The following is an 18,827-nucleotide window of genomic DNA, read 5'->3' as shown; positions in this document are numbered from 1 at the left end:
GCTTAACTCAGTAGCTGGCGACGTTTTTGCTCAAATTCATATTCGGTGATCAAACCTTCCACCCGGAGTTTTTCGAGTTCCCGGAGCGCTTCGGCAATGGCAGCAGTTTGTTGGACAGCGGCGATCGCCTGGTCAGACGCTGGAGCTTTTGTTAAACCAAACCGGGCTTGGAACGAGTCAAAATCTTGCAGTAGGTACCAGACCGCTTCGATGGCACAGGCAATTTGGGGGATCGGCGTTGACCAGAGGAGAATATACACAACGCCCCAGACTGGTTGCCCGACATAAAATTTGTGGACGCCGGAGAGGGGCGTTACCGAACCAAGGAGGGCGAGACCGACAGCAACTTTTCGGTCTTTGGGCTGGGTCAAAAATTTGGCGATCGCCTGTTTCATGGCATTTAGATGTGGAAAACCATACTTTGCGACGGGAAATGCCTCCACTAAAATTTAAGGAAGACACTCACCCCCTATGGTAGAGCAACTTATCCAAGCCGCAGCAGTGCATAGGAGTAATGATGGGATTTTTTGATTCAGAAATTGTCCAGCAGGAAGCCAAAACGTTATTTGAAGACTACCAAAACTTAGTCCAACTCGGCAGTGACTTTGGTAAGTTCGACCGGGAAGGCAAAAAAATGTACATCGACCAGATGGAAAGCGTCATGGATCGCTACAAAATTTTCATGAAACGCTTTGAACTCTCCGATGACTTTATGGCCCAAATGGCCGTTGAGCAGATGAAAACCCAGCTTGGTCAGTTTGGCATGACCCCCCAACAAATGTTTGACCAGATGAATCTGACCCTCGAACGCATGAAGGCCCAAATCCCTGACTAATGGCAGCAAAAACAATTATCGCCTTTGACTTCGATGGGGTGATCTGTGACGGGCTGCCGGAATATTTTCATTCCGCTTGGCTTGGCTACCAAAGAATTTGGCCGGACGAACCCATAACCCCAACGGCAACCTTGCAGGGGAGTTTCAATGATCTACGCCCTCTGATCGAAACAGGTTGGGAAATGATTATTCTTTTGCGGGCGCTGCGGCAGGGCATTCCCACGGTTCAACTTTGGCAAGCATGGTCGGATATTGTTCAACGAAATCTACAGCAGGAAAATCTCAGTGCTACCCAGTTAATGGAAGCTCTTGATCAGGTGCGCGATCACCAACTGCAAACCCAGTTAGATCAATGGCTGGGGCGACATCATTTTTATCCGGGAATGGTGACTTTACTGCAAAACCTATTGCAGCAAAATGACGTAGCGCCCTATATCATCACGACGAAGGAAGCCCGGTTTACGCGACAGTTACTCCAGCACCAAAACGTCGATTTCCCGGCGGCCCAGATTTTTGGCAAAGAGCAAAAACAGCCCAAAACCGCTACTTTAAAACAATTGCTTTCTCCAGAGGTAGAGACTTTTTTCTTTATTGAAGATCGCCTCAAAACCCTAAAAAAAGTCCAACAGCAACCTGAATTAAGTACCTTGCAACTGTTTCTCGCGGACTGGGGTTATAACACCGCCCCTGAGCGATCTAGCGCCACACAGCAGGGGATTCTCGTCGTAAATTTGTCCCAATGGGTTCAAGCTGTCACTGAAATAGTTTCTTAAAGTCTACAATTGCCGTTCCACTTGGATCATTCGCCGATAGGACAGCCAGCCGCCCCCAATCATCGCCAGGGCAAAGATTCCCAAGAACCATAAATGATTGGCGATCGCCCCGATAGTTTCCCCCTCAGCCCAAAGACCCACCAAAGCTTCATTCATGTGAAAAATCGGATTGTATTGGGCTGCATTGAGCAAAGCCTCCGGGAAGAGGGAAGTCGGTAAAAAAGCGCCGCCAAGGATCAATAACGGTACGCCGAAGGTCGCCACCAACGCATTGACATCCTCGGTACGCTTCGCCAGTTGGGTGCCCAGAATAAAGCCAACCCCCACATAGGCGATGATGCTTAGGAAAATAATCCCAATGCCCACCAGCACAGACCCCGTGAAGGTCGCGCCCACAAAAATGGCGATCGCAAAGACCAATAGTGCTTGACCAATCCCAATCAAACAATGGGCCAGGAAAATTCCTAGAAAATAGGCCGTCCCACTCAACGGAGAAATAAATAAACGCTTGAGGGTGTGCTGTTCCCGTTCCGAAACCACCGTTGCAATACTCCCCCCCAAGCAGCTAAAAAATAAAGCTGCTCCTACCAGCGTTGAGGGGGCGGCAAATTCCATGGCTTCAGCCAAGCTCAAACCTGCCCGCTCCGCCAAAATAAATCCATTGAGGAACAGGAGAGATACCGGAAATAAAATCCAAAAAATTAAGCTCCGTCGCCGCCGCCACAACTCCAGTAAGATTCTTTGGCTCACGGCGATCGTTTCGTACCAATATTTCATCCGTAAAGGTGCCTAGCGATCATGGCCTACAGGGTTTGATCCAACTCCGCAATCAATTCATCTAATTCTTCAAGGGCTTGGTTAACATCGAGCCGCAGAGTGCCAATATTCGGATTTTCAAGCAGCTTGAGTAATACTGTTCGTTTACCTTTGATCGCGTCAATTTTTGTTTTGAGTACAGCCAGATCTGTCATAGCGCTTCAAGATTTGTAGGAATAAATACTATCCGCTAAAGACCATACCCCAAAAAATGGGAGCTTGCCCAGGTCTATTCGATATCCGCGAGGTTAATTCGAGAAGGACGCTGCTCTGCGAGGCCCCCTGCTTCCTTGAGTTTCGCCAGGAACTCTTCTGTGAGTTTCATAAATGCCTTCGCTCCAGCCGTATTTGGCATCGAAACAACGACCGGCTGAAATGTATCCAGGGCCTTGGCGACATTCACATCCATGGGGATTTTGTATTTAAAAATTTGCGTACTGGTAAAGTCATCACTAACCCGTTTCATCACTTGGTTGTAGTAGCGATTGAGCAGGCTCCCACCAGAGAGAATAAAAACGATGCCCAATAGATCTAATTTAATCGGATCGATATTTCTGGGGTCAGTATCCTGGTGGCTATCTCGCAGGGCACGGATTCGCCGTTGCAGTAGTTGAATTCCCACCACAGACAAAGGTTCGGGGCGGGCAGGCAAAATATAAAAATCGCTGGCGGCCAAACCACTCCGGGTTACCAGGTTATAGCCGGGGGCACAGTCCATAATGATGAAATCATATTTATCCATTACCGGGGCCAGGATCTTACGAATTAAGACCAGCTCAAAATTGTTCCAGATGGCTTGAAAGTCTAGGCTGGGATCTTTATGGGCTTTTTGGTGCAGCATTTCCGAGACGAGATATTCGTCATAAAGCTCAATGTCACCGGGAAGGAGGTCTAGGCCCTGGACGTTGGCAATGTAAGGACAAATGATGTCATTAATATCCAGGCTTTGTTTGAGGGTCGGCTTGATGGCCATTTCGATGAGATGGCTAATGGTACGGCGGCCTTTGCGGATTCGAGCAAAATCCTGGGGGGGCATCAAACTGAGGGTGGCACTAATCTGGGAGTCGAGGTCAACAACAAGTACGCGTTTTTTGTGGTGGCGGGCAAGGCAGGCGGCGAGGTTGACGGTGAGGGTGGTTTTACCAACGCCCCCTTTCATGTTGACGGTACTAATGATGAGTGCCATAGGAACCTGGGAAATAGGTGGTTGGGTGAGTGGATTGACGGGGAAGTTAAGGGTGTTAGGTTAAGATTTTTAGTTATTGTACCGCCATCTTCTAGTTTCCTTTGGGAATTAGGGCAACCGCAAAATTGAGGATGCTAATGGTCAGGGACTCTGTAAAAAAGTAGGGTTAAATTATTTTTGATCAATGGGTCAGTTTGCCTGGGAAAATTTAGCTGAATATCTCCGTTTCTCGATCGCGCCCCAGGCGGAAAAGCTGGATCAAGATCCCCTGGCTCTCGGTCGAGCCCTTGATGGTCTAAGCGATCGCCACCTCCTGGCGCTCCGGGTGCCCGAAAATTTAGGGGGTTCTGGGCTGAGTACGGTGGAATATTACCAAGCTACGGTAGCGATGGCGGCGGCTTCGGGCACTTTAGCTTTTCTGCAAACCCAACACCAGAGTGCGGCCAGTCGCATTGCCCAGTTCGGCAACTCTGAGCAGCAGCGGTTATTACCCCAAATGGCCAGGGGGGATGTGCGGATTGGTGTGGGCTTTTCCCATCTCCGGCGGCGGGGCGAACCGGCAGTACAGGCAATGCCCCAGGGTGATCGTTATTGCTTAACGGGGACGATTCCTTGGGTGACGGGCTATGGTTTTTTTCAACGGGCGATCGCCGGAGCCACATTACCCGACGGTTCAGAATGGTATGGTCTGATTCCCCTCGAAACGTGTCAACAGTCGGAGCAGGGAGAAATTTTTTGTAGTCAACCCCTCCCCCTCGCCGCCATGGGAGTGAGTCAAACGGTGACGGTCAAACTCCAAAATTGGTTAGTTCCTGCCACAGATGTTCTGGTAATCCAGCCTCCCGGCACGATTCACAAAGGCGATCACCAACAGGTTTTGCACCATGGCTTTTTCGCTCTCGGTTGCGCGCGCGGGGTGCTCGATTGGTTAGCAACGGCTGAATTTGATGATTTAGCGGCCCTAGAAGATCATTGGCAAGTACTTCATGACCAGTTGTTTCGTGCCATTGAAGAACCCCAAACAGAAAGTTTCCAAACCCAATTAGCGTTGCGTCTAAGCGTGATCCAAACGGCCCAAACCTTCGCCCAAATTGCCCTTACTTGGTCCGGGGGAGCAGGAAATTTACTCACCAGTCCGGCCCAACGTTTTTATCGCGAAGCAATGATGTACAGTATCTTTGGTCAAACCCAGGCCATTCGCGCCGCCATGGTCAAAAGCTTGCTACCGGGAAAAAGTTCAGGATATACTGTTATATCGAATTACGCGGGTGTAGTTCAGTGGTAGAACGTCAGCTTCCCAAGCTGAATGTCGTCGGTTCGAGTCCGATCATCCGCTTTGACTTGGAAAATCAAGATTATTTCCCAGGATTAAAATTGGGTGGTTTTGCTCCATTCAGTTTGGAACAATTATCAGCCTACCCTAAACATCCAAAAAGGTTCCCAGCAGATGATTGAATCCACTGGGAACTGAAATTTTGAGATCATCTAAGGACAAAAATTCGCCTTTTAGTATTTACGCCAACGATTGAGATAGAATTCGCCGATGCTGGCAACGCCTGTCGCTTGGTGAGTCTGGGCTTCTAAGGCGCGGAGGCGATCGCCTTGCAATTTGTATTGTTGCTGCAAATCCGCATGGGCCTGTTTCAGACTGGCGATCGCCTGGGCTTGGTCAGCTTGGGCGGCTATTTGTGCTCGACTAGACTGTAGCGCCTGTTCGAGTTGAGCGATCGCCTGGCGCTGCTGGGTCACTTGGCTTTGTAACGTTGCCTCAGCGGTACTGGCTGCCTGGAGTTGCTGTTGCAGTGTTGCTGTTTCTTGTTGCAGGGCCGTGAGGTGTTCCTGGAGTTGGGTTTGTTCAGTTTGGGCTTGTTTTGCCGCTACCCCCTGTTGCTGGAGTTGAGCAATCTCTGCTTTCTGAGATTTAAGGGTTTGGGAAAGGGTTTTGTTCTCGCTTTGAATTGTTTCAAACTTGGTCGTTACTTTGTCGAATTCTTGTTGTAATGCTTTATTTTTTTCGTTGGTCGCCCCAAGATTTTTTCCTGATTCATTTAACTGTTTTGTTAAGTCTTGAATCTGATTTTTTTGATCAGCAATTTGCCTTTCGAGGGTCGCAATTTTTGGAGACTGATCGGTGACTGCCTGGGCTGATTTTTCGGCAGTATTGGGACGAGCCACTGGCCGTTTAAGGGGAGGAGAAGCCTCTGCTAATTTAGCTTCTAAATCGGCAATGATCTTCGCTTGAGAAGCCACTTTGTCTGCTAATTCTGCATCGGGATCAGGGACCGTTGGTTTGGTATTAGCGGCAGTGGTTTCGGCCAAATCTACTTGTACTTTTGCGGTGTCTTCGGCCTCGTTTTCAACGGACACCAAAAGATTCTTTTCTGCTTCCAGTGCCGTGATTGAGACAGTACCCGCCATTAGGTTCTCGACAAAGGCAGACCGGGAAAAGCCAGATTTTTGAGCCATTTCTGCAAGGCGATCGATGGCTTGGGACGTAAGGGATAGGGTAACAGCATTTTTGCCAGTGGTCTTACGTTTCTTTTTTGCCATGTAGATTGCCTCAAAATTTTCTCTAGCCTTTAACTATAGGATAGGCATCTGCCCACTGTAAAGTCAGAAAAAGCCTTCATAATACTTCACAAAAGAAAATTATTGACCTTCTTTAAGGCTATGGGGATCAGCAAGTTTTTTATTGGCAAAAGGAGGCATTGGCCAACCTAAGCGGGTCGGTTGTTGGTAAATTTTGCGGAGGGTATTGATATCAGCGGCAGAGATCCTTGCTTGGGTACCCATTTGTCTTGGGAAAAGCGCATCTACAGCATTGGGACTATGACCCCAAATACCAAGGGCGTGGCCCAATTCATGGCAGGCGGTGTTTTGGGTGGCGATCGCCCCTTGGTGATCATTCAGCAGAATGGTCATGCGGTGACGGAGGATATTTCGGTCATCGATATAAAATTCGTAGCGAGTTTCGGCATTGCGGCCCAGGGAATAACGAATTTCGCCCGTTTCTGGGTCGGTCTCCCTTTGAATTAGGGGAGCTTGCCGCTGAATGATGATATCCGCAGTCTCTATTGTTTCTACAGTTAACAACGGTATGTATGCTTGCCATTGGGCGATCGCCGCGAGGGTGGCCCGTTGCCATTGCTGTTGACGTTGTTGGGCCGCTGGACTGACAGTGGGATCAAGGGGAGCCACATAAACCTTCACTGGAAATTCCGACCAGATCAAATGACCCAGGGGAGAAGGGGTAACAGCCCCAAAGTAATCTTCTGTCGCAGTCGTCGGGTCTGGCGTCCCTTGGAGCACTTCTGGCAAAGGATGAATTTGGGCTTGGGGTAACCGCGTGAGTAAGTCTGAGCTTAAACCATAGCTGCTCCACTGAATCCCTAAGGCGATCGCCAGGCCCCCAAGGAGACCAAACCAAAAACGCCACCCCCAAAGGTGACGCCGCCAAGCACGAAAAATATCGTCCAACCTAGCCAAAAGAATCCTATTGACCAACGACTGGTGTTAACCAACCCGCACTCAGAATGACTGTCAAGCTCATAAAGGTAATGCACAAAATCCAAGTGGCACGGTTGAGAGCTGTTTCGGCACTTTTTGTACTGGTAAACATCTGCGCCTGACCGCCAATGCCCCCTAAGCCGTCTCCCTTGGGGCTATGGAGTAAGACCAAAAGAATAAGGCCAACAGCGGAGACCATCCACACAATTTGCAAAATAGATTCCAACATAGATCAATGACGAACGAATAAATGTTTGATTTCAGCGGGGAAACTTTAGGATAACCGATTTATCGACGTCGGGTCACGGCATAGGGGGCCGGAGCAATGAGAGACTGACCCGTCATTTCCTGTGGTTTATCAATGCCAAGAATATCGAGGATCGTCGGGGCGACATCTGCTAAACAGCCATTTTCCCGCAACACCACATCAGCACCATGGCCAACTACCTTACGGCGTTCCCCTTCAATCAAGATAAAGGGCACAGGGTTAGTTGTGTGCGCTGTCCAAGACTTCCCATTTTGATCGGCCATATATTCTGCATTGCCGTGATCAGCGGTGATTAATGTCGTGCCGCCCATTTTGCCGATGGTTGCCACCAAACGGCCTAAACAATGATCAACGGTCTCAATGGCCTGTACCGCCGCTTCGAGTTTTCCAGTATGACCAACCATGTCCGGATTGGCATAGTTAATCACCACCAGACTATAAATACCTTTTTCGATGGCTTGGCAGGCAGCATCCGTCACTGCCTTAGCGGACATTTCTGGCTTTTGGTCGTAGGTCGCCACCTGGGGGCTAGAAATTAACTCTCGGTCTTCTCCTTCGAAGGCAACTTCTAAGCCACCATTAAAGAAATAAGTAACATGGGGATATTTTTCTGTTTCTGCGGTGCGGAATTGCTTCAGGCCATTGTCCGCAATCACTTCCCCAAGGATTTTCGTCAGGTTTTGGGGCGCAAAGGCGACCTGTACAGGCAGGTTGGCGTCGTATTGAGTAAAGGTGACAAAATTGAGATCCGGAATCAGTTCCCGCTCAAACCCTTGGAAATTCTTGTCTACCAAGGCATAGGAGAGTTGGCGGGCACGGTCGGGTCGGAAATTGTAGAAAATCACCCCATCGCCTGGTTCAATGGCACCTTCTTTAAGACGCACAGGTGGGATAAATTCATCGGTTACACCGTTGTCATAGTGGCTTTGGAGAATCTCGGCGAAGGAACGTTGGTCGAGATTACCGTTTTGGGTCATCACGTCATAGGCTTGCTTGACGCGATCCCAGCGGCGATCGCGATCCATGGCAAAGTAGCGGCCACTGATCGTCGAGATCGAGCCGACCCCAAATTTATCGATGTGCGCTTGGATCTGTTGGAGGTAATTAATCCCTTCGGTGGTATTGGTGTCGCGCCCGTCGGTAATGGCATGGATATGGACATCGGCAATGCCGTTAACCTTGGCTAGGTCTAACAAACCGAGGAGATGATTGAGATGGGAGTGGACACCACCATCTGAGCAAAGACCGATAAGGTGTAATTTTTTTCCGGCTTGGCGGGTTTCTCGGCAAACTTTAACGAGGACGTCATTGCGGAGGAAGGAACCGTCTTCAATGGCATCGGAAATACGCACCAGTTCCTGGGGGACGACACGTCCTGCTCCAAGGTTTAAGTGACCGACTTCAGAATTCCCCATTTGGCCATCTGGCAGCCCCACCCTTTTTCCGGATGTATGGATTAATGTCGAAGGGTATGTAGCGAAAAAGGCATCGACATTTGGTGTATTGGCAGCCGCAATGGCATTTGCGTTAGCTTCTTGACGGTAGCCCCAGCCATCTAAGATTACGAGCACCACTGGGGATACAGGTGCGTTCGCCATGATGAATTCTTTCCTCTATTGTGGGTGTCTGTACGGGGGAATGCAAATCGATAATATCACTTTCTGTAATTTAGACTATCATTCCCGAAAATTAATAATGTTTTAATGTTGTTTTCTCAAAGTTTACGTAAATTTATCGGTCATCTCACATATTTTTCTAACGGCGTCGCCAAAGGCAAAAGATTGCGCCGCCTAAACCACCAAGGGGAAATAGGATGGGGGCAAACCAGGCAAGGGTTGCAATTTGCCAACGACGGAGATTTAGACGTCGCTCTTGGGGGGTTCTTGGTTGGATTGCGAGGGGCGCCTCTTCCGTTTGGGCCAGCCAATTCACGGTATTGAGCAAGAGGTCGCTGTTTAGGTATTGTTCTAGCCAACCATTGGTCACAAAGGTGGTGTTACCAATTGCCACAAGGCGAGTTGCCTTCATTGTAGCTTGGGAATCTATTTTTTCCAGGGCCCAGCCAAAGGTCAGGGGGCCGGGGCGATCGCCTGGGGGGTCAAAGGTCGGATCCGGGATTTCGGGTTGGCTTTCGGCCCAGGCCTGGTCATCGGTACGGAGGATTGCGGTGGCGGCGATCGCCTCTGTGGTGTCGCTGAAAATGGGGCGCACCGCTTGATAGATAGAGTTTTGTCCAGCAAGGGCCGTGGTGATCGGATGGTCGCCGTATTGATTGAGGACAAGGGTCGATTGTCCTAAACCGAGGAAGTCCGCCCGGTTTCCTTGGTCGAGAATAAGCCGTTGATCGAGGCTGAGGCCCCACTTGTCCAGGAGCGAATTTAACTGGGGATCCGTTTGGGGATCAAGCAGAAGGAGGAGACTTTGGTTATTCGCAAGGGCAGTTTCCAAGAGGGCAACTTCCCCTGGGAGAAATGGCGTTTGGGGGCCAATGACTGCAATCAGATCGGCATCTGGGGGAATCGTAGGCGTTTGGGTGAAATTTAAAGGAGAGACTGCATAACCTTGGGTAGCCAAAAGTTGGGCCATTTGCCCTAGCCCTCCGGGAATTTGATCGAGGGGCGGTTCGCCGTGGCCTTGGAGGACGTAGAAGTGGGGTTGGCGATCGCCTTGGATTTGCAGAATGCCATTGGTTAGTTGACTTTCTGTGAGGGGTTCCCCCTGGGCTAGCACTTTCAGCAGTTGGGTTTTATCGCCATACTCAAGGTGAACTTCGCCGCGACTCTCGACCTGGAATCGCTGTACCGCGTCAAGATTACGGTCTGGATCGACAAAAACGTAGCGAAAATTATTAGGATTGAGCCGTTGATAATTGTCTAAAAAGGGCTTTAAATTCGCATCGTCCGTTTCCTGGAAGAGCCACAGGGTTAAAGGTTGAGATAAATTTTGCAGCACCCCTTGGGTTTGGCTAGAGAGGGTGTGGATTTGGTTTTCTGTGAGATCAATTCGGAGGGGGAGCTGGACAGCTAAAAAATTTGTCAGACAAAAAATCAGCAAAATGGCGATCGCCCCGACAACCCCATTCGTCCCCATCTGGGTAGATCGCTTGCGCCAGAACCGTTGCAGCCCCGTTCCCAAACCTGGAAAATGACTGATCCCCCAACCCAACAACAATAACCCAACCAGAATCAAGCCATAGGCGAAGCCTTCTCCCGTGGCCCCCAGGACGACAGCGCCCGCGACCACCAGAGCCAAGCCTAACCAAATGAAATATCGTGAAAATCGTTGCTGTGGAAACATGATGCTCTGTTAACAATATCGAGAAACCATCAACGCCGTGTCCAGCGCAAAGCTTCAATGGATTGGGCCGTGAGGACAACCCCCAGAATGCTATAGCTGAGGAGTAAGACCAGGCTACTGCTATCGAAAATTCCCTCGAGGAAATTGTTGTAATGCTTCAGTAAAGAGAAATGTTTGAGGCCATTGCCCAACGGCCCCGACAGGCGATCGCCCAGCATATCCAACAGCCACAACATCAGCACTAGGGTAAAGGTCAAGACCGCCGCAATCAGGGAACTGTCTGTGAGAGACGACACGAACATCCCCAAAGATAAAATAGCGGCCACCAAGAGCAACAAGCCCAAATGCGCTAAAAGAAAAAGACTGAGGGGAAAAGCTGGGGCTGCATTCACTAAGACAATCAGTTCCCACAGCACCATGGGCAGGAACAGTACCGAAAAAAAAGTCACGACTCCCAACAATTTGCCCACTGCCACCGCCCAGTTCGTCACCGGGGAAGTCGCTAAAAGTTCCAAAGTGCCCTGTTTGCGTTCTTCAGCATAGAGACCCATGGAGAGCAACGGCAACAGAAACAAGACTAAAATGCCCAGGATGCCCCAAAAAGCCTGGAGAAATTCTGTGGCTACATCAATGGGAGGTAAGGCAACGCCCATCTGTTCTTGGGTGGCGACAAAGGTGACAATGCCCTGGGGGCCGATCAGGAGCGTTAGGAAGAAAAATCCTCCCAAAAACCACAACAACGTTGCAAAAATATAGGCGAGGGGAGCGGTGAAGTAGCTCTGTAGTTCCCGGCGAAAAATCGCCACAATGTTATTCAGCATCAGCATGGAGTTGTTCAGACATCGGATCGTTCGCCTCAGCGTCTAATAATTCTAAAAAAACGTCCTCAAGGCTGGGGCGCAGTCGTTGCATTTCATAGAGACCGACCCCTGCATTGACAAGGATTCTGGCAATGTCTTTACCCCATTCGGGATTGTCCGCAGTGGTGATCCGGAGGCGGGGACGACGGGGATTTATTGATGCTAAAGATTCGATATGAATAACACCAGGTAAGGGATCAAGGAGACGTTGGATTTGCGCTAGTTCGCCGTCGGTCTCTAGTTCGTAACCGTGGTAATTGAGGAAATGATTCTGGAGATTGTGGGGGGTATCGGTGGCGACGAGGTGGCCTTGGTTAATCATTACCACCCGGTCACAGGTGAGACTAACTTCTGAGAGGAGATGGGTGGATAACAAAATAGTGCGATCGCCGCCTAAGGATTTAATCAGGTGTCGCACTTCGATCATCTGGGCGGGATCTAAACCAACGGTGGGTTCATCGAGAATGATCACCGGGGGGTCATGGACGATCGCCTGGGCAATGCCGACCCGTTGCCGATAGCCCTTAGACAGATTACGAATGTGGTGGTTGGCTTTGGTTTGTAATTGGCACTGGGCGAGGGCCGCTTGGATTTTGTGGGGGCGATCGCCAGCACTGACCCCTTTGAGCTGTGCGACAAAATTGAGATAGCCAGCCACGGTCATATTGGGATAGAGGGGCGGATTTTCCGGGAGATAGCCCAGGTGTCGCCGCACTGCCATGGATTCTGTGTGGACATCGTAGCCCGCAATTTTCGCCGTGCCCGTCGTCGCTGGTAGATAGGCACTGAGAATGCGGAGAGTCGTGGTTTTCCCTGCGCCGTTTGGCCCCAAGAAACCGACAATTTCCCCTGTTTCTACCCGAAAACTGAGATCGGCGATCGCCTCTGTTTGGCCATAGGTTTTGCCAAGCTGCTCAACTTCAATCATGGTGCACTTAAAATTTCGCCAACCCCAAGTAACCGAGTCTAACGTTGATCGGAGTCAAGATAATCCTCTTCCGTTTCCGGAGTTTCCATTTCTTCTTTGAAGCCCCGCAGGGTTTTTCCTAGGGCACTGCCCACTTCAGGGATTTTTTTTGGGCCAAAGATCAACACCACCACCCCTAAAATAATCAACACTTCAGGCCAACCTAAGCCGAACATGGGCGTACCCCTCACAAACATTAATTTATGGGACAATTGTGCCGCATTTGCGGCGGTTCCAGTATATCTTTGGTTCTAAATTCTGGGTCTAGGTCACCGCTCGCGTCACCTACAGGGATCTAGAACATTGTTTTAAACCACCTTTTAAGATTGCTTTTTCGCCCATGACTGCCCCTGCAACCAAGCCAAAATTTTATCCCCTCATCGAACAGCTCGCTGGTGTCATCCTCGAAACCTGGCATCAACACTTAGAGCTAGAACCCTTTACCCTGCCGGAAGGCCTCGGCTACATCGAAGGGAAATTAGAAGGGGAACGGCTCACCATCGAAAATACCTGCTACCAGAGCCAGCACTTCCGTAAAATGCACCTGGAAATGGCAAAAGTGGGCGAAAACCTCGATATTCTCCATTGTGTGATGTTTCCTCGCGCGGAATATGCCCTACCAATGTTTGGCTGTGATTTAGTCGGTAATCCCCGTGGTGTGAGTGCGGCGATCGCCGATTTATCTCCGACCAGCGCCGATAAAACTTTGTCTGTAGATTACCAAACACGACTACGACAAAATCAAGGCAACTTAAACTTTTCCCAGCCCCGTGATCTCCCAGAATGGGGCGCAATTTTTTCGGAATTTTGCCTCTTTATTCGTCCCAGCAATCCCAACGAAGAACAGCAGTTTTTGGAACGGGTGCGGGAATTTCTGACGATTCATTGTCAGTTGGCCTTGGGTTTAGAAAAGCTTTCTCCCGCTGAGCAGGCCATTTATTTGGCGGGACAACGCCACTATTGCCAAGAACAGCAGCGGAATGACAAAACGCGCCGTGTTTTAGAAAAGGCCTTTAACCCCGACTGGGCCGAGCGCTATATGAGTCAGGTGCTGTTTGATATTCCAGCCTAGATCGCGAACAAAGCTTTAATTACCGCAGCAACGGTCAATGCCCAGGCTATCAAGGATCAAATCACTCACGGCATTGGCCACCGCAAATTCGCCATAAAACGATTCTTTAAAGTTGAAGGAGCGCATTTCTGTGACGATAGCGATCACGAGGGAACCAAGGTCATTTTCCCCTTCGAGACGTTGACGCACATAAATTTCCCGGGCGCGATTGGCAATTTTTTCGTTGGCCGGTTCTGGTAAAAACTCCGTATCAAGCCAATGCTGTAGGGATTTTTCTAACCATTGTCCCTCAATGGCGGGATCAGTAATCGGTGGTAAGGTGATCGGCGGAATCGGTTCAGCCATATAAATTGCGAAAAAGGTGCACAGTAGCGGATTGACCCTCAGTATATCAATTTCCCTTAGACCTGGGGGCCTTTAAGAAAAACGACCTGCACCTTACGGAAGACAAGTCGTTGATGTTTTTTCTTTTTTTTCACGAGCACGGAGGGATTCGAACCCCCGACCCTCAGAACCGGAATCTGATGCTCTATCCACTGAGCCACGTGCCCATACAGGAATACAAGAATAACATGTTTTAGATCATTCGGTAGGGGTCGGCTGAAAAGTTTTCAGGTCGGATTGTCCGAGGCGTTGGATCTGTTGTTGCAGTCCCCAAAGACAACCGAGAATCATGCCCCACTGGGCGATCGCACTCCAGATCACCATACTGGGCACCGCCATGGCAACGGCACTGAGGGGAAACGCCGAAAAGAGGCCGAAGGTAATGGGCAAGGTAAAGCGTCCATGGAAGACCATGAAGAGGATAAAAGGGACAACACTAGACCCGATGACGGCAACGCCAAACCAAATGGCCCGTTGTTTTTGACGACGGAGAAAGATCCATTGGGTTAAAACGGCCAGAAGGAAAAGGCAACCTCCCTGGAGTCCTAGAGCTGCGATCACCAGCAGTTTTTGGCTGGGCAGGGGGGACAAGAGGACAATGGTCATTTGGTAGCCCGTGGTGAGGAGCAACATCAAGGCGATCGCCCCTAGGGCCGGAGAGCGATCATTTCTGAAAAAGGCCCATTTAAACCGTCGGTGAGAAGTATTTTGATGTCGAAATCTCGCCCAATCTTGTATCCGTTGCCGGGTCGGTGTTAACAGAAGAATTAGCCCCAACATTACCATCCAATAGAAGCCTTGCAGGGTTTGAAAATTGGCAAAAAGACGTTCGGGGCGATCGCCAGCCCAAACAAACCCAGTCATAAAAATCGTGCTGCTAACGGCGACCCCGCAGCCCATGGCCTTCGTGATCATCGTGGCCTGGGGATCATAAAAACGCCGCCGAATCCCTTGCCAAGCCAAGGCCCCTAAAAGAGCATAATGGATCGCCATAAACCCAAGGCCCCCCACCCAAAGGGAAGAGCCGTACCATTGGGTCTGAAACCAGTTGTGGGGTGAAAAATAACCGATGGTTTCCGGGGCGAGGGAATTTTGGTCGACGAGGTAATAAAAGATATTGCCCGGATAGAACAGCCGCACCCAATCAAAGGGGGTATAGCTGGGAAAATTATCCTCAAAGCAAGCCACAGACATCCCAAAAAGATAGAGGCCGAGGCCACCACTGTAGAGCCAGGTGTGGAAGCCCCCCAACAGTTCACGACCCACGAAACTCCATAGAACCACCCCCGTAAAGGCAGTGAAACTAGCGGCGATCGCCACCCCATAAAGCACCATTAGCCAACCCAGAGCAATGCCACCTTGAAAACCGAGCCACAGGTGCCAGGGCAGGACAAAAACTAAACCAACATAAATCAGGCTAGGCACTCCCAACAGTTTCCCGAGCAAAATTTTTGAGACGGGTTGGGGACTGAGGCGCACAAAACCCAGGGTGCCCCGTTGTTCTTCCTTCGCGACATCGGCCCCAATTAAATGAGTACCAACCACCAGGAGAATCCCCAGGCCCACCAGAGTCAGAGCCATGAACACATCTAAATGCCATAACTGCCAGTTGATCAGCCAGTCGTTGCCATCCCTCAAACATTGATAGGTAGACCGCCAGTAGTCATCTTCCGGCCCGGTACAGTAACGGTTGTAGGGTTGATCAACCAGGGCATTTGGCAATTCTCCCAGGTAGAAAAGATAAAGCAGGCATTGGGTAAAGCAAGCAAGACCAAAGGAGATCGCCACATTTTTACGGGTGAAGCGGCCTTTTAATTCCCGAAAAAGTTGGGGATTCCAATCACCGAGGGGGTTGAGGATTCTATCCATGGTTGATACCTGGGATTATGGTTCTTAGCAAAGGAGAAGCATTTTCGACCGACGAGACTTTATGTAATTTAGGAATTAACCCGCTGGGGTCAGGGTTTGCTTTAGCTCTGAGGTACCAAGCTGCTGAATCCGGCGACCCACAACCCAATGCAGCACGGCGATCGCCCCCATTTGGCCCAAAATGGTGAGAAAAATGCTGGCTAAACTGGCGTTTTCAGTGGCGACCATCGGAATAATTGTCCAGAACCAAGGGGCCGCCTGTAATTCTGGGTTAACGCCATTAATACCGAGGAAAATGAAGGGCAAAATCACCCCACTGGTGACGAGAATCGTGGCGCCGATGCCTTGCCGCTTGCCTTTTTTCAGAAGTACCCGCTGGGCCACAACACAAAGCAGAACAACCATTAAGCCCTGCATCACCACCCCAAGCGCAAAAGAGATTTTGTAAGGGGGAGCGACAATCACAGCCACAGCCAAGGCGATCGCCCCGGTGACAATGGCAACATTCACCATCACCGCACCAATGGCAGGACTTCGTTCCCCAAAGAACCAATCTTGCCATTCTCCTTTTTGGTAACGGCTCCAATCTTGGAGGGACTGGAACGACGGCGAAAGCACCGCCATCAGCGTAAATAAGTAACAACTACCGGCCAGGGAAAGCAGTAGAAAATTAAATAACCAATCGTTGTGGTCGGCGATCGCCCCCAGGGGAGATTGCACCGTAAAGCCAAGCCCAAAAATGGTGAGCAACGCCGTTAGACCATAACTCTGTTTCTTGCTAAGGAGGGTGCCATTGAGATAATGAAATTTCCGGCGGAACGCTTGGAGAAACCAGTAGATCCCCATTCCATAAAGCAACAGATAAATCAAACCGGCGATCGCCCCATTCTCCCAAAGATAAACCCGGAAAAAGGAAACATCGGCGAGGCTGTCGTAGTTAAACGTGAGCAGTTGTTCCGCAGCGGCACTGGCTTGACCCAAATACACCAACATATGCAGCGGATTAAACAAATTGACGCCATCCATGAGATTGCCGACGTGGCTATTTTCCTGGAGGAGAAACGTCGTGCTCCCCATCATCAAGTAAAAAAGTCCCCCCGTCGCTAACCAAGCTTTCAGGGCCGGTTGGGTTGGATTCACCAAACTATAGAGCGCCGCACCACTATAGAAAAAGCCGTAACTAGCTGTGATCACACCGTAGAAAAGCAGGATTAATGGCAACGGAATGCCGCCCCTGAGTCCGGCCCAAAAGTGTAAGGGCAAAACCAAGGCCAGGCCGACATAAATGAGACTGGGAACCCCTAAAATCTTGCCAATGGCGATCGCCTGGGCCGACTGGGGACTCAATTTGACGAAGTTCAAAGTGCCTGCCTTTTGCTCTTTGCCCAAATCTTGGATTAGTAAGTAAACGCCCCCCAACAGCGCCACGAAAAATCCCACCACACTGAGGGTAATAAATAGGTCAGTCCACCACAGGGGCCAATTTAGGTTTAAATTTCCCGCCGCATCAGCCACACAAAAGTTTTGGCTATGGATCAAATGGCTATTGGGATCAAAGTCTGCCGGGGCGCGACCGATGCAGTAATGGTTGGTGGTGCTAATCCCAGCACTGGGGAGGGCGATTCTCAGACTTAAATAAAATATTCCCTGCGTGAACAAAGAGGCGATCGCCACTAAACCGAGGGCTTTTTTAGACAGTCGGCCTTTTAGCTCCCGAAAAAGCTGAGGATTCCAGTCACCGATGCGGTCTAGCCATTGATGAAAAACCATGATGTTTTGGAGATAGGGATCAATAAACGATTAAAAAATGTGGGCAAACTTATAGATAAATTCAAACGGCCACTGCTAGGTTGTTTGTTGGTGGCCCAGCTTCAGGAAAATGCTTTCTAGATCCTCCGTTTTGCCATAAAACTCAGACACTGGAATTCCTGCGGCAATGAGATCCTTTAAAAGTGCTGTGCTTTCTGCGGGAGTTCCCGCAAATTCTACTTGCAAACGATTGGGGGCGCAGCTTTCCCAACTCCGAACCAGGGGCTGCTGCTTTAGTTCTCCCACGAGTCCGTCTAGGTTATCTAGGGTACTAACCACTAAATATTGCCGGGAAAGCCGCTGGTACAAATCCTCTAGGGAGGTACTCTCGACGAGATAACCCAATTCCATAATGCCCACAGAAGAACAGAGTTCTGCCAAATCACTGAGGACATGGGAGGAGATCAGGATGGTCATGCCAGCTTCCTGGAGCACCTTAATAATTTCACGAAATTGCATCCGCGCAATGGGATCTAAACCCGACACCGGCTCATCCAGGAGCAATAGGAGCGGTTCGTGAATAATGGTGCGGGCCAGGCTGAGACGTTGTTTCATCCCCCGGGAAAGGGTGGCAATTTTGTCGTCCCGCTTGTGGGTGAGCTGCACCAGCTCTAGGACTTCGCTTAAACGACGCCGACGACGGGGTTGGTGGAGATTATAAAGACGCGCGAAGTAGTCCAGATAATCCCAAACATTGAGGTCATCGTAGAGGGGGAAATCATCGGGGAGATAGCCGAGGCGTTGCTTCAGGTGAGGATTGCTGTCGTCCCGCAGGAGGCGATCGCCATGGATATAAATTTCGCCGAGGGTGGGTTCCTCTGCCGTTGCCAACATCCGAATTAACGTGGTTTTCCCAGCACCATTGGGGCCAATCAAGCCGTACACTTCCCCGGATTGTACCTGAAGTTCCACATCACTCACAGCCACCTGTCGGTCAAACTGTTTCGTCAAATTAAAGGTGGCGATCGCCATTTGGTCAATGATCGGCGAAGAGGTCGATTGCGCAGCAAGCATAGGCCCTTAAATTCTCAACCTAATTTGCCCCTAGCTTAACCACAGTTAACCGCCGCTGCCCTGGGCCGTTACAAAATTGAAACAGCATCTCCCCAAGGATTTTTTCACTAAAAAGCAGGCCCCACTCTTGCGAGAACCTGCATCACATATTATTCGTTGTGATTGGGTCA

General features: G+C 50.0%; 20 protein-coding genes and 2 tRNA genes. 5 read left to right on the top strand and 17 right to left on the bottom strand.

Annotated features, from left to right (window positions below; all coding sequences use genetic code 11):
• Positions 1-2 precede the first annotated feature (2 nt).
• The gene (locus AACQ84_RS11315) at positions 3-395 is read right to left on the bottom strand and encodes an SHOCT domain-containing protein (RefSeq protein WP_012307842.1); all 393 of its coding nucleotides are present in this window, start codon (positions 393-395) and stop codon (positions 3-5) included.
• Positions 396-517: 122 nt separating this feature from the next.
• On the opposite strand from AACQ84_RS11315, the gene AACQ84_RS11310 reads away from it, so the two are divergent.
• Together AACQ84_RS11310 and AACQ84_RS11305 are read left to right on the top strand one after the other, a co-directional pair.
• Positions 518-835: a DUF1825 family protein gene (locus AACQ84_RS11310; RefSeq protein ID WP_012307841.1), complete on the top strand. Its 318-nt coding sequence runs from the start codon at positions 518-520 to the stop codon at positions 833-835.
• Positions 835-1,608 carry an HAD family hydrolase gene (locus tag AACQ84_RS11305; RefSeq protein WP_012307840.1) on the top strand — a complete coding sequence of 258 codons (774 nt, stop codon included), beginning with the start codon at positions 835-837 and terminating at the stop codon, positions 1,606-1,608. Before AACQ84_RS11310 ends, AACQ84_RS11305 begins: the two co-directional genes overlap by 1 nt.
• A gap of 3 nt (positions 1,609-1,611) precedes the next feature.
• On the opposite strand, the gene AACQ84_RS11300 is transcribed toward AACQ84_RS11305, so the two are convergent.
• From AACQ84_RS11300 to AACQ84_RS11290, 3 genes are all read right to left on the bottom strand, one after another.
• Positions 1,612-2,385 carry an ABC transporter permease gene (locus AACQ84_RS11300; protein ID WP_012307839.1) on the bottom strand — a complete coding sequence of 258 codons (774 nt, stop codon included), beginning with the start codon at positions 2,383-2,385 and terminating at the stop codon, positions 1,612-1,614.
• 26 nt (positions 2,386-2,411) lie between these two features.
• Positions 2,412-2,579, bottom strand: a complete 168-nt coding sequence (locus AACQ84_RS11295; RefSeq protein WP_012307838.1) for a hypothetical protein — start codon at positions 2,577-2,579, stop codon at positions 2,412-2,414.
• Between the two features lie 74 nt (positions 2,580-2,653).
• A complete protein-coding gene (locus AACQ84_RS11290) occupies positions 2,654-3,610 on the bottom strand; it encodes a ParA family protein (RefSeq protein ID WP_012307837.1) in 957 nt (318 codons plus the stop codon).
• Positions 3,611-3,794: 184 nt separating this feature from the next.
• Here AACQ84_RS11290 and AACQ84_RS11285 point away from each other — a divergent pair, with 184 nt between their 5' ends.
• Positions 3,795-4,895 carry an acyl-CoA dehydrogenase family protein gene (locus AACQ84_RS11285; protein ID WP_012307836.1) on the top strand — a complete coding sequence of 367 codons (1,101 nt, stop codon included), beginning with the start codon at positions 3,795-3,797 and terminating at the stop codon, positions 4,893-4,895.
• A tRNA-Gly gene (locus AACQ84_RS11280) sits at positions 4,875-4,946 on the top strand. Before AACQ84_RS11285 ends, AACQ84_RS11280 begins: the two co-directional genes overlap by 21 nt.
• A 170-nt stretch (positions 4,947-5,116) precedes the next feature.
• Here the strand turns inward: AACQ84_RS11280 and AACQ84_RS11275 are convergent.
• From AACQ84_RS11275 to tatA, 8 genes are all read right to left on the bottom strand, one after another.
• The gene (locus AACQ84_RS11275; RefSeq protein ID WP_012307834.1) at positions 5,117-6,160 is read right to left on the bottom strand and encodes a hypothetical protein; all 1,044 of its coding nucleotides are present in this window, start codon (positions 6,158-6,160) and stop codon (positions 5,117-5,119) included.
• 99 nt (positions 6,161-6,259) lie between these two features.
• Entirely contained in the window at positions 6,260-7,096 is an 837-nt protein-coding gene (locus AACQ84_RS11270; protein ID WP_234991385.1) for a matrixin family metalloprotease, read from the bottom strand.
• A 7-nt stretch (positions 7,097-7,103) separates the two neighbouring features.
• Positions 7,104-7,346 (bottom strand): preprotein translocase subunit SecG, encoded by a 243-nt coding sequence (secG, locus tag AACQ84_RS11265; RefSeq protein WP_012307832.1) that lies wholly within the window; start codon positions 7,344-7,346, stop codon positions 7,104-7,106.
• A 59-nt stretch (positions 7,347-7,405) separates the two neighbouring features.
• Entirely contained in the window at positions 7,406-8,983 is a 1,578-nt protein-coding gene (gene gpmI, locus AACQ84_RS11260) for a 2,3-bisphosphoglycerate-independent phosphoglycerate mutase (RefSeq protein ID WP_012307831.1), read from the bottom strand.
• Positions 8,984-9,140: 157 nt separating this feature from the next.
• Positions 9,141-10,682 carry a GldG family protein gene (locus AACQ84_RS11255; protein WP_012307830.1) on the bottom strand — a complete coding sequence of 514 codons (1,542 nt, stop codon included), beginning with the start codon at positions 10,680-10,682 and terminating at the stop codon, positions 9,141-9,143.
• A 29-nt stretch (positions 10,683-10,711) separates the two neighbouring features.
• Positions 10,712-11,509, bottom strand: coding sequence for an ABC transporter permease (locus AACQ84_RS11250; protein WP_041443594.1), 798 nt, complete (start codon positions 11,507-11,509; stop codon positions 10,712-10,714).
• Complete coding sequence (locus AACQ84_RS11245; RefSeq protein WP_012307828.1) at positions 11,493-12,470, bottom strand: ABC transporter ATP-binding protein; 978 nt, start codon at positions 12,468-12,470, stop codon at positions 11,493-11,495. The genes AACQ84_RS11250 and AACQ84_RS11245 overlap by 17 nt, the downstream gene beginning before the upstream one ends.
• Positions 12,471-12,508: 38 nt before the next feature.
• The gene (gene tatA / locus AACQ84_RS11240; protein WP_041443593.1) at positions 12,509-12,685 is read right to left on the bottom strand and encodes a twin-arginine translocase TatA/TatE family subunit; all 177 of its coding nucleotides are present in this window, start codon (positions 12,683-12,685) and stop codon (positions 12,509-12,511) included.
• Positions 12,686-12,849: 164 nt separating this feature from the next.
• Here tatA and AACQ84_RS11235 point away from each other — a divergent pair, with 164 nt between their 5' ends.
• Entirely contained in the window at positions 12,850-13,581 is a 732-nt protein-coding gene (locus AACQ84_RS11235) for a phycocyanobilin:ferredoxin oxidoreductase (RefSeq protein WP_012307826.1), read from the top strand.
• Between the two features lie 15 nt (positions 13,582-13,596).
• Here the strand turns inward: AACQ84_RS11235 and AACQ84_RS11230 are convergent, their stop codons facing one another.
• The 5 genes from AACQ84_RS11230 to AACQ84_RS11210 all read right to left on the bottom strand — a co-directional run bounded on the left by AACQ84_RS11230 (position 13,597) and on the right by AACQ84_RS11210 (position 18,657).
• Positions 13,597-13,926, bottom strand: a complete 330-nt coding sequence (locus AACQ84_RS11230) for a hypothetical protein (protein ID WP_012307825.1) — start codon at positions 13,924-13,926, stop codon at positions 13,597-13,599.
• Between the two features lie 133 nt (positions 13,927-14,059).
• Positions 14,060-14,132 (bottom strand) — tRNA-Arg (locus AACQ84_RS11225).
• A 31-nt stretch (positions 14,133-14,163) separates the two neighbouring features.
• Positions 14,164-15,834, bottom strand: a complete 1,671-nt coding sequence (locus AACQ84_RS11220) for a hypothetical protein (protein WP_012307824.1) — start codon at positions 15,832-15,834, stop codon at positions 14,164-14,166.
• A 75-nt stretch (positions 15,835-15,909) separates the two neighbouring features.
• The gene (locus AACQ84_RS11215) at positions 15,910-17,604 is read right to left on the bottom strand and encodes a hypothetical protein (protein WP_012307823.1); all 1,695 of its coding nucleotides are present in this window, start codon (positions 17,602-17,604) and stop codon (positions 15,910-15,912) included.
• A 75-nt stretch (positions 17,605-17,679) separates the two neighbouring features.
• Positions 17,680-18,657: an ABC transporter ATP-binding protein gene (locus tag AACQ84_RS11210; protein WP_012307822.1), complete on the bottom strand. Its 978-nt coding sequence runs from the start codon at positions 18,655-18,657 to the stop codon at positions 17,680-17,682.
• Between the last annotated feature and the right edge of the window lie 170 nt (positions 18,658-18,827).

The sequence above is a fragment of the Picosynechococcus sp. PCC 7002 genome (assembly GCF_963860125.1).
Classification (GTDB): domain Bacteria; phylum Cyanobacteriota; class Cyanobacteriia; order Cyanobacteriales; family MRBY01; genus MRBY01.
The sequence above is the reverse complement of the archived record's forward strand: the minus strand, read 5'-3'. Positions and strand labels throughout refer to the sequence as shown.

Bases quoted from the DNA above. Each gene is read 5' to 3' on its own strand.
- AACQ84_RS11315 (WP_012307842.1), bottom strand. From the start codon at position 395: ATGAAACAGGCGATCGCCAAATTTTTGACCCAGCCCAAAGACCGAAAA.
- AACQ84_RS11310 (WP_012307841.1), top strand. From the start codon at position 518: ATGGGATTTTTTGATTCAGAAATTGTCCAGCAGGAAGCCAAAACGTTA.
- AACQ84_RS11305 (WP_012307840.1), top strand. From the start codon at position 835: ATGGCAGCAAAAACAATTATCGCCTTTGACTTCGATGGGGTGATCTGT.
- AACQ84_RS11300 (WP_012307839.1), bottom strand. From the start codon at position 2,385: ATGAAATATTGGTACGAAACGATCGCCGTGAGCCAAAGAATCTTACTG.
- AACQ84_RS11295 (WP_012307838.1), bottom strand. From the start codon at position 2,579: ATGACAGATCTGGCTGTACTCAAAACAAAAATTGACGCGATCAAAGGT.
- AACQ84_RS11290 (WP_012307837.1), bottom strand. From the start codon at position 3,610: ATGGCACTCATCATTAGTACCGTCAACATGAAAGGGGGCGTTGGTAAA.
- AACQ84_RS11285 (WP_012307836.1), top strand. From the start codon at position 3,795: ATGGGTCAGTTTGCCTGGGAAAATTTAGCTGAATATCTCCGTTTCTCG.
- AACQ84_RS11275 (WP_012307834.1), bottom strand. From the start codon at position 6,160: ATGGCAAAAAAGAAACGTAAGACCACTGGCAAAAATGCTGTTACCCTA.
- secG (WP_012307832.1), bottom strand. From the start codon at position 7,346: ATGTTGGAATCTATTTTGCAAATTGTGTGGATGGTCTCCGCTGTTGGC.
- gpmI (WP_012307831.1), bottom strand. From the start codon at position 8,983: ATGGCGAACGCACCTGTATCCCCAGTGGTGCTCGTAATCTTAGATGGC.
- AACQ84_RS11255 (WP_012307830.1), bottom strand. From the start codon at position 10,682: ATGTTTCCACAGCAACGATTTTCACGATATTTCATTTGGTTAGGCTTG.
- AACQ84_RS11250 (WP_041443594.1), bottom strand. From the start codon at position 11,509: ATGCTGATGCTGAATAACATTGTGGCGATTTTTCGCCGGGAACTACAG.
- AACQ84_RS11245 (WP_012307828.1), bottom strand. From the start codon at position 12,470: ATGATTGAAGTTGAGCAGCTTGGCAAAACCTATGGCCAAACAGAGGCG.
- tatA (WP_041443593.1), bottom strand. From the start codon at position 12,685: ATGTTCGGCTTAGGTTGGCCTGAAGTGTTGATTATTTTAGGGGTGGTG.
- AACQ84_RS11235 (WP_012307826.1), top strand. From the start codon at position 12,850: ATGACTGCCCCTGCAACCAAGCCAAAATTTTATCCCCTCATCGAACAG.
- AACQ84_RS11230 (WP_012307825.1), bottom strand. From the start codon at position 13,926: ATGGCTGAACCGATTCCGCCGATCACCTTACCACCGATTACTGATCCC.
- AACQ84_RS11220 (WP_012307824.1), bottom strand. From the start codon at position 15,834: ATGGATAGAATCCTCAACCCCCTCGGTGATTGGAATCCCCAACTTTTT.
- AACQ84_RS11215 (WP_012307823.1), bottom strand. From the start codon at position 17,604: ATGGTTTTTCATCAATGGCTAGACCGCATCGGTGACTGGAATCCTCAG.
- AACQ84_RS11210 (WP_012307822.1), bottom strand. From the start codon at position 18,657: ATGCTTGCTGCGCAATCGACCTCTTCGCCGATCATTGACCAAATGGCG.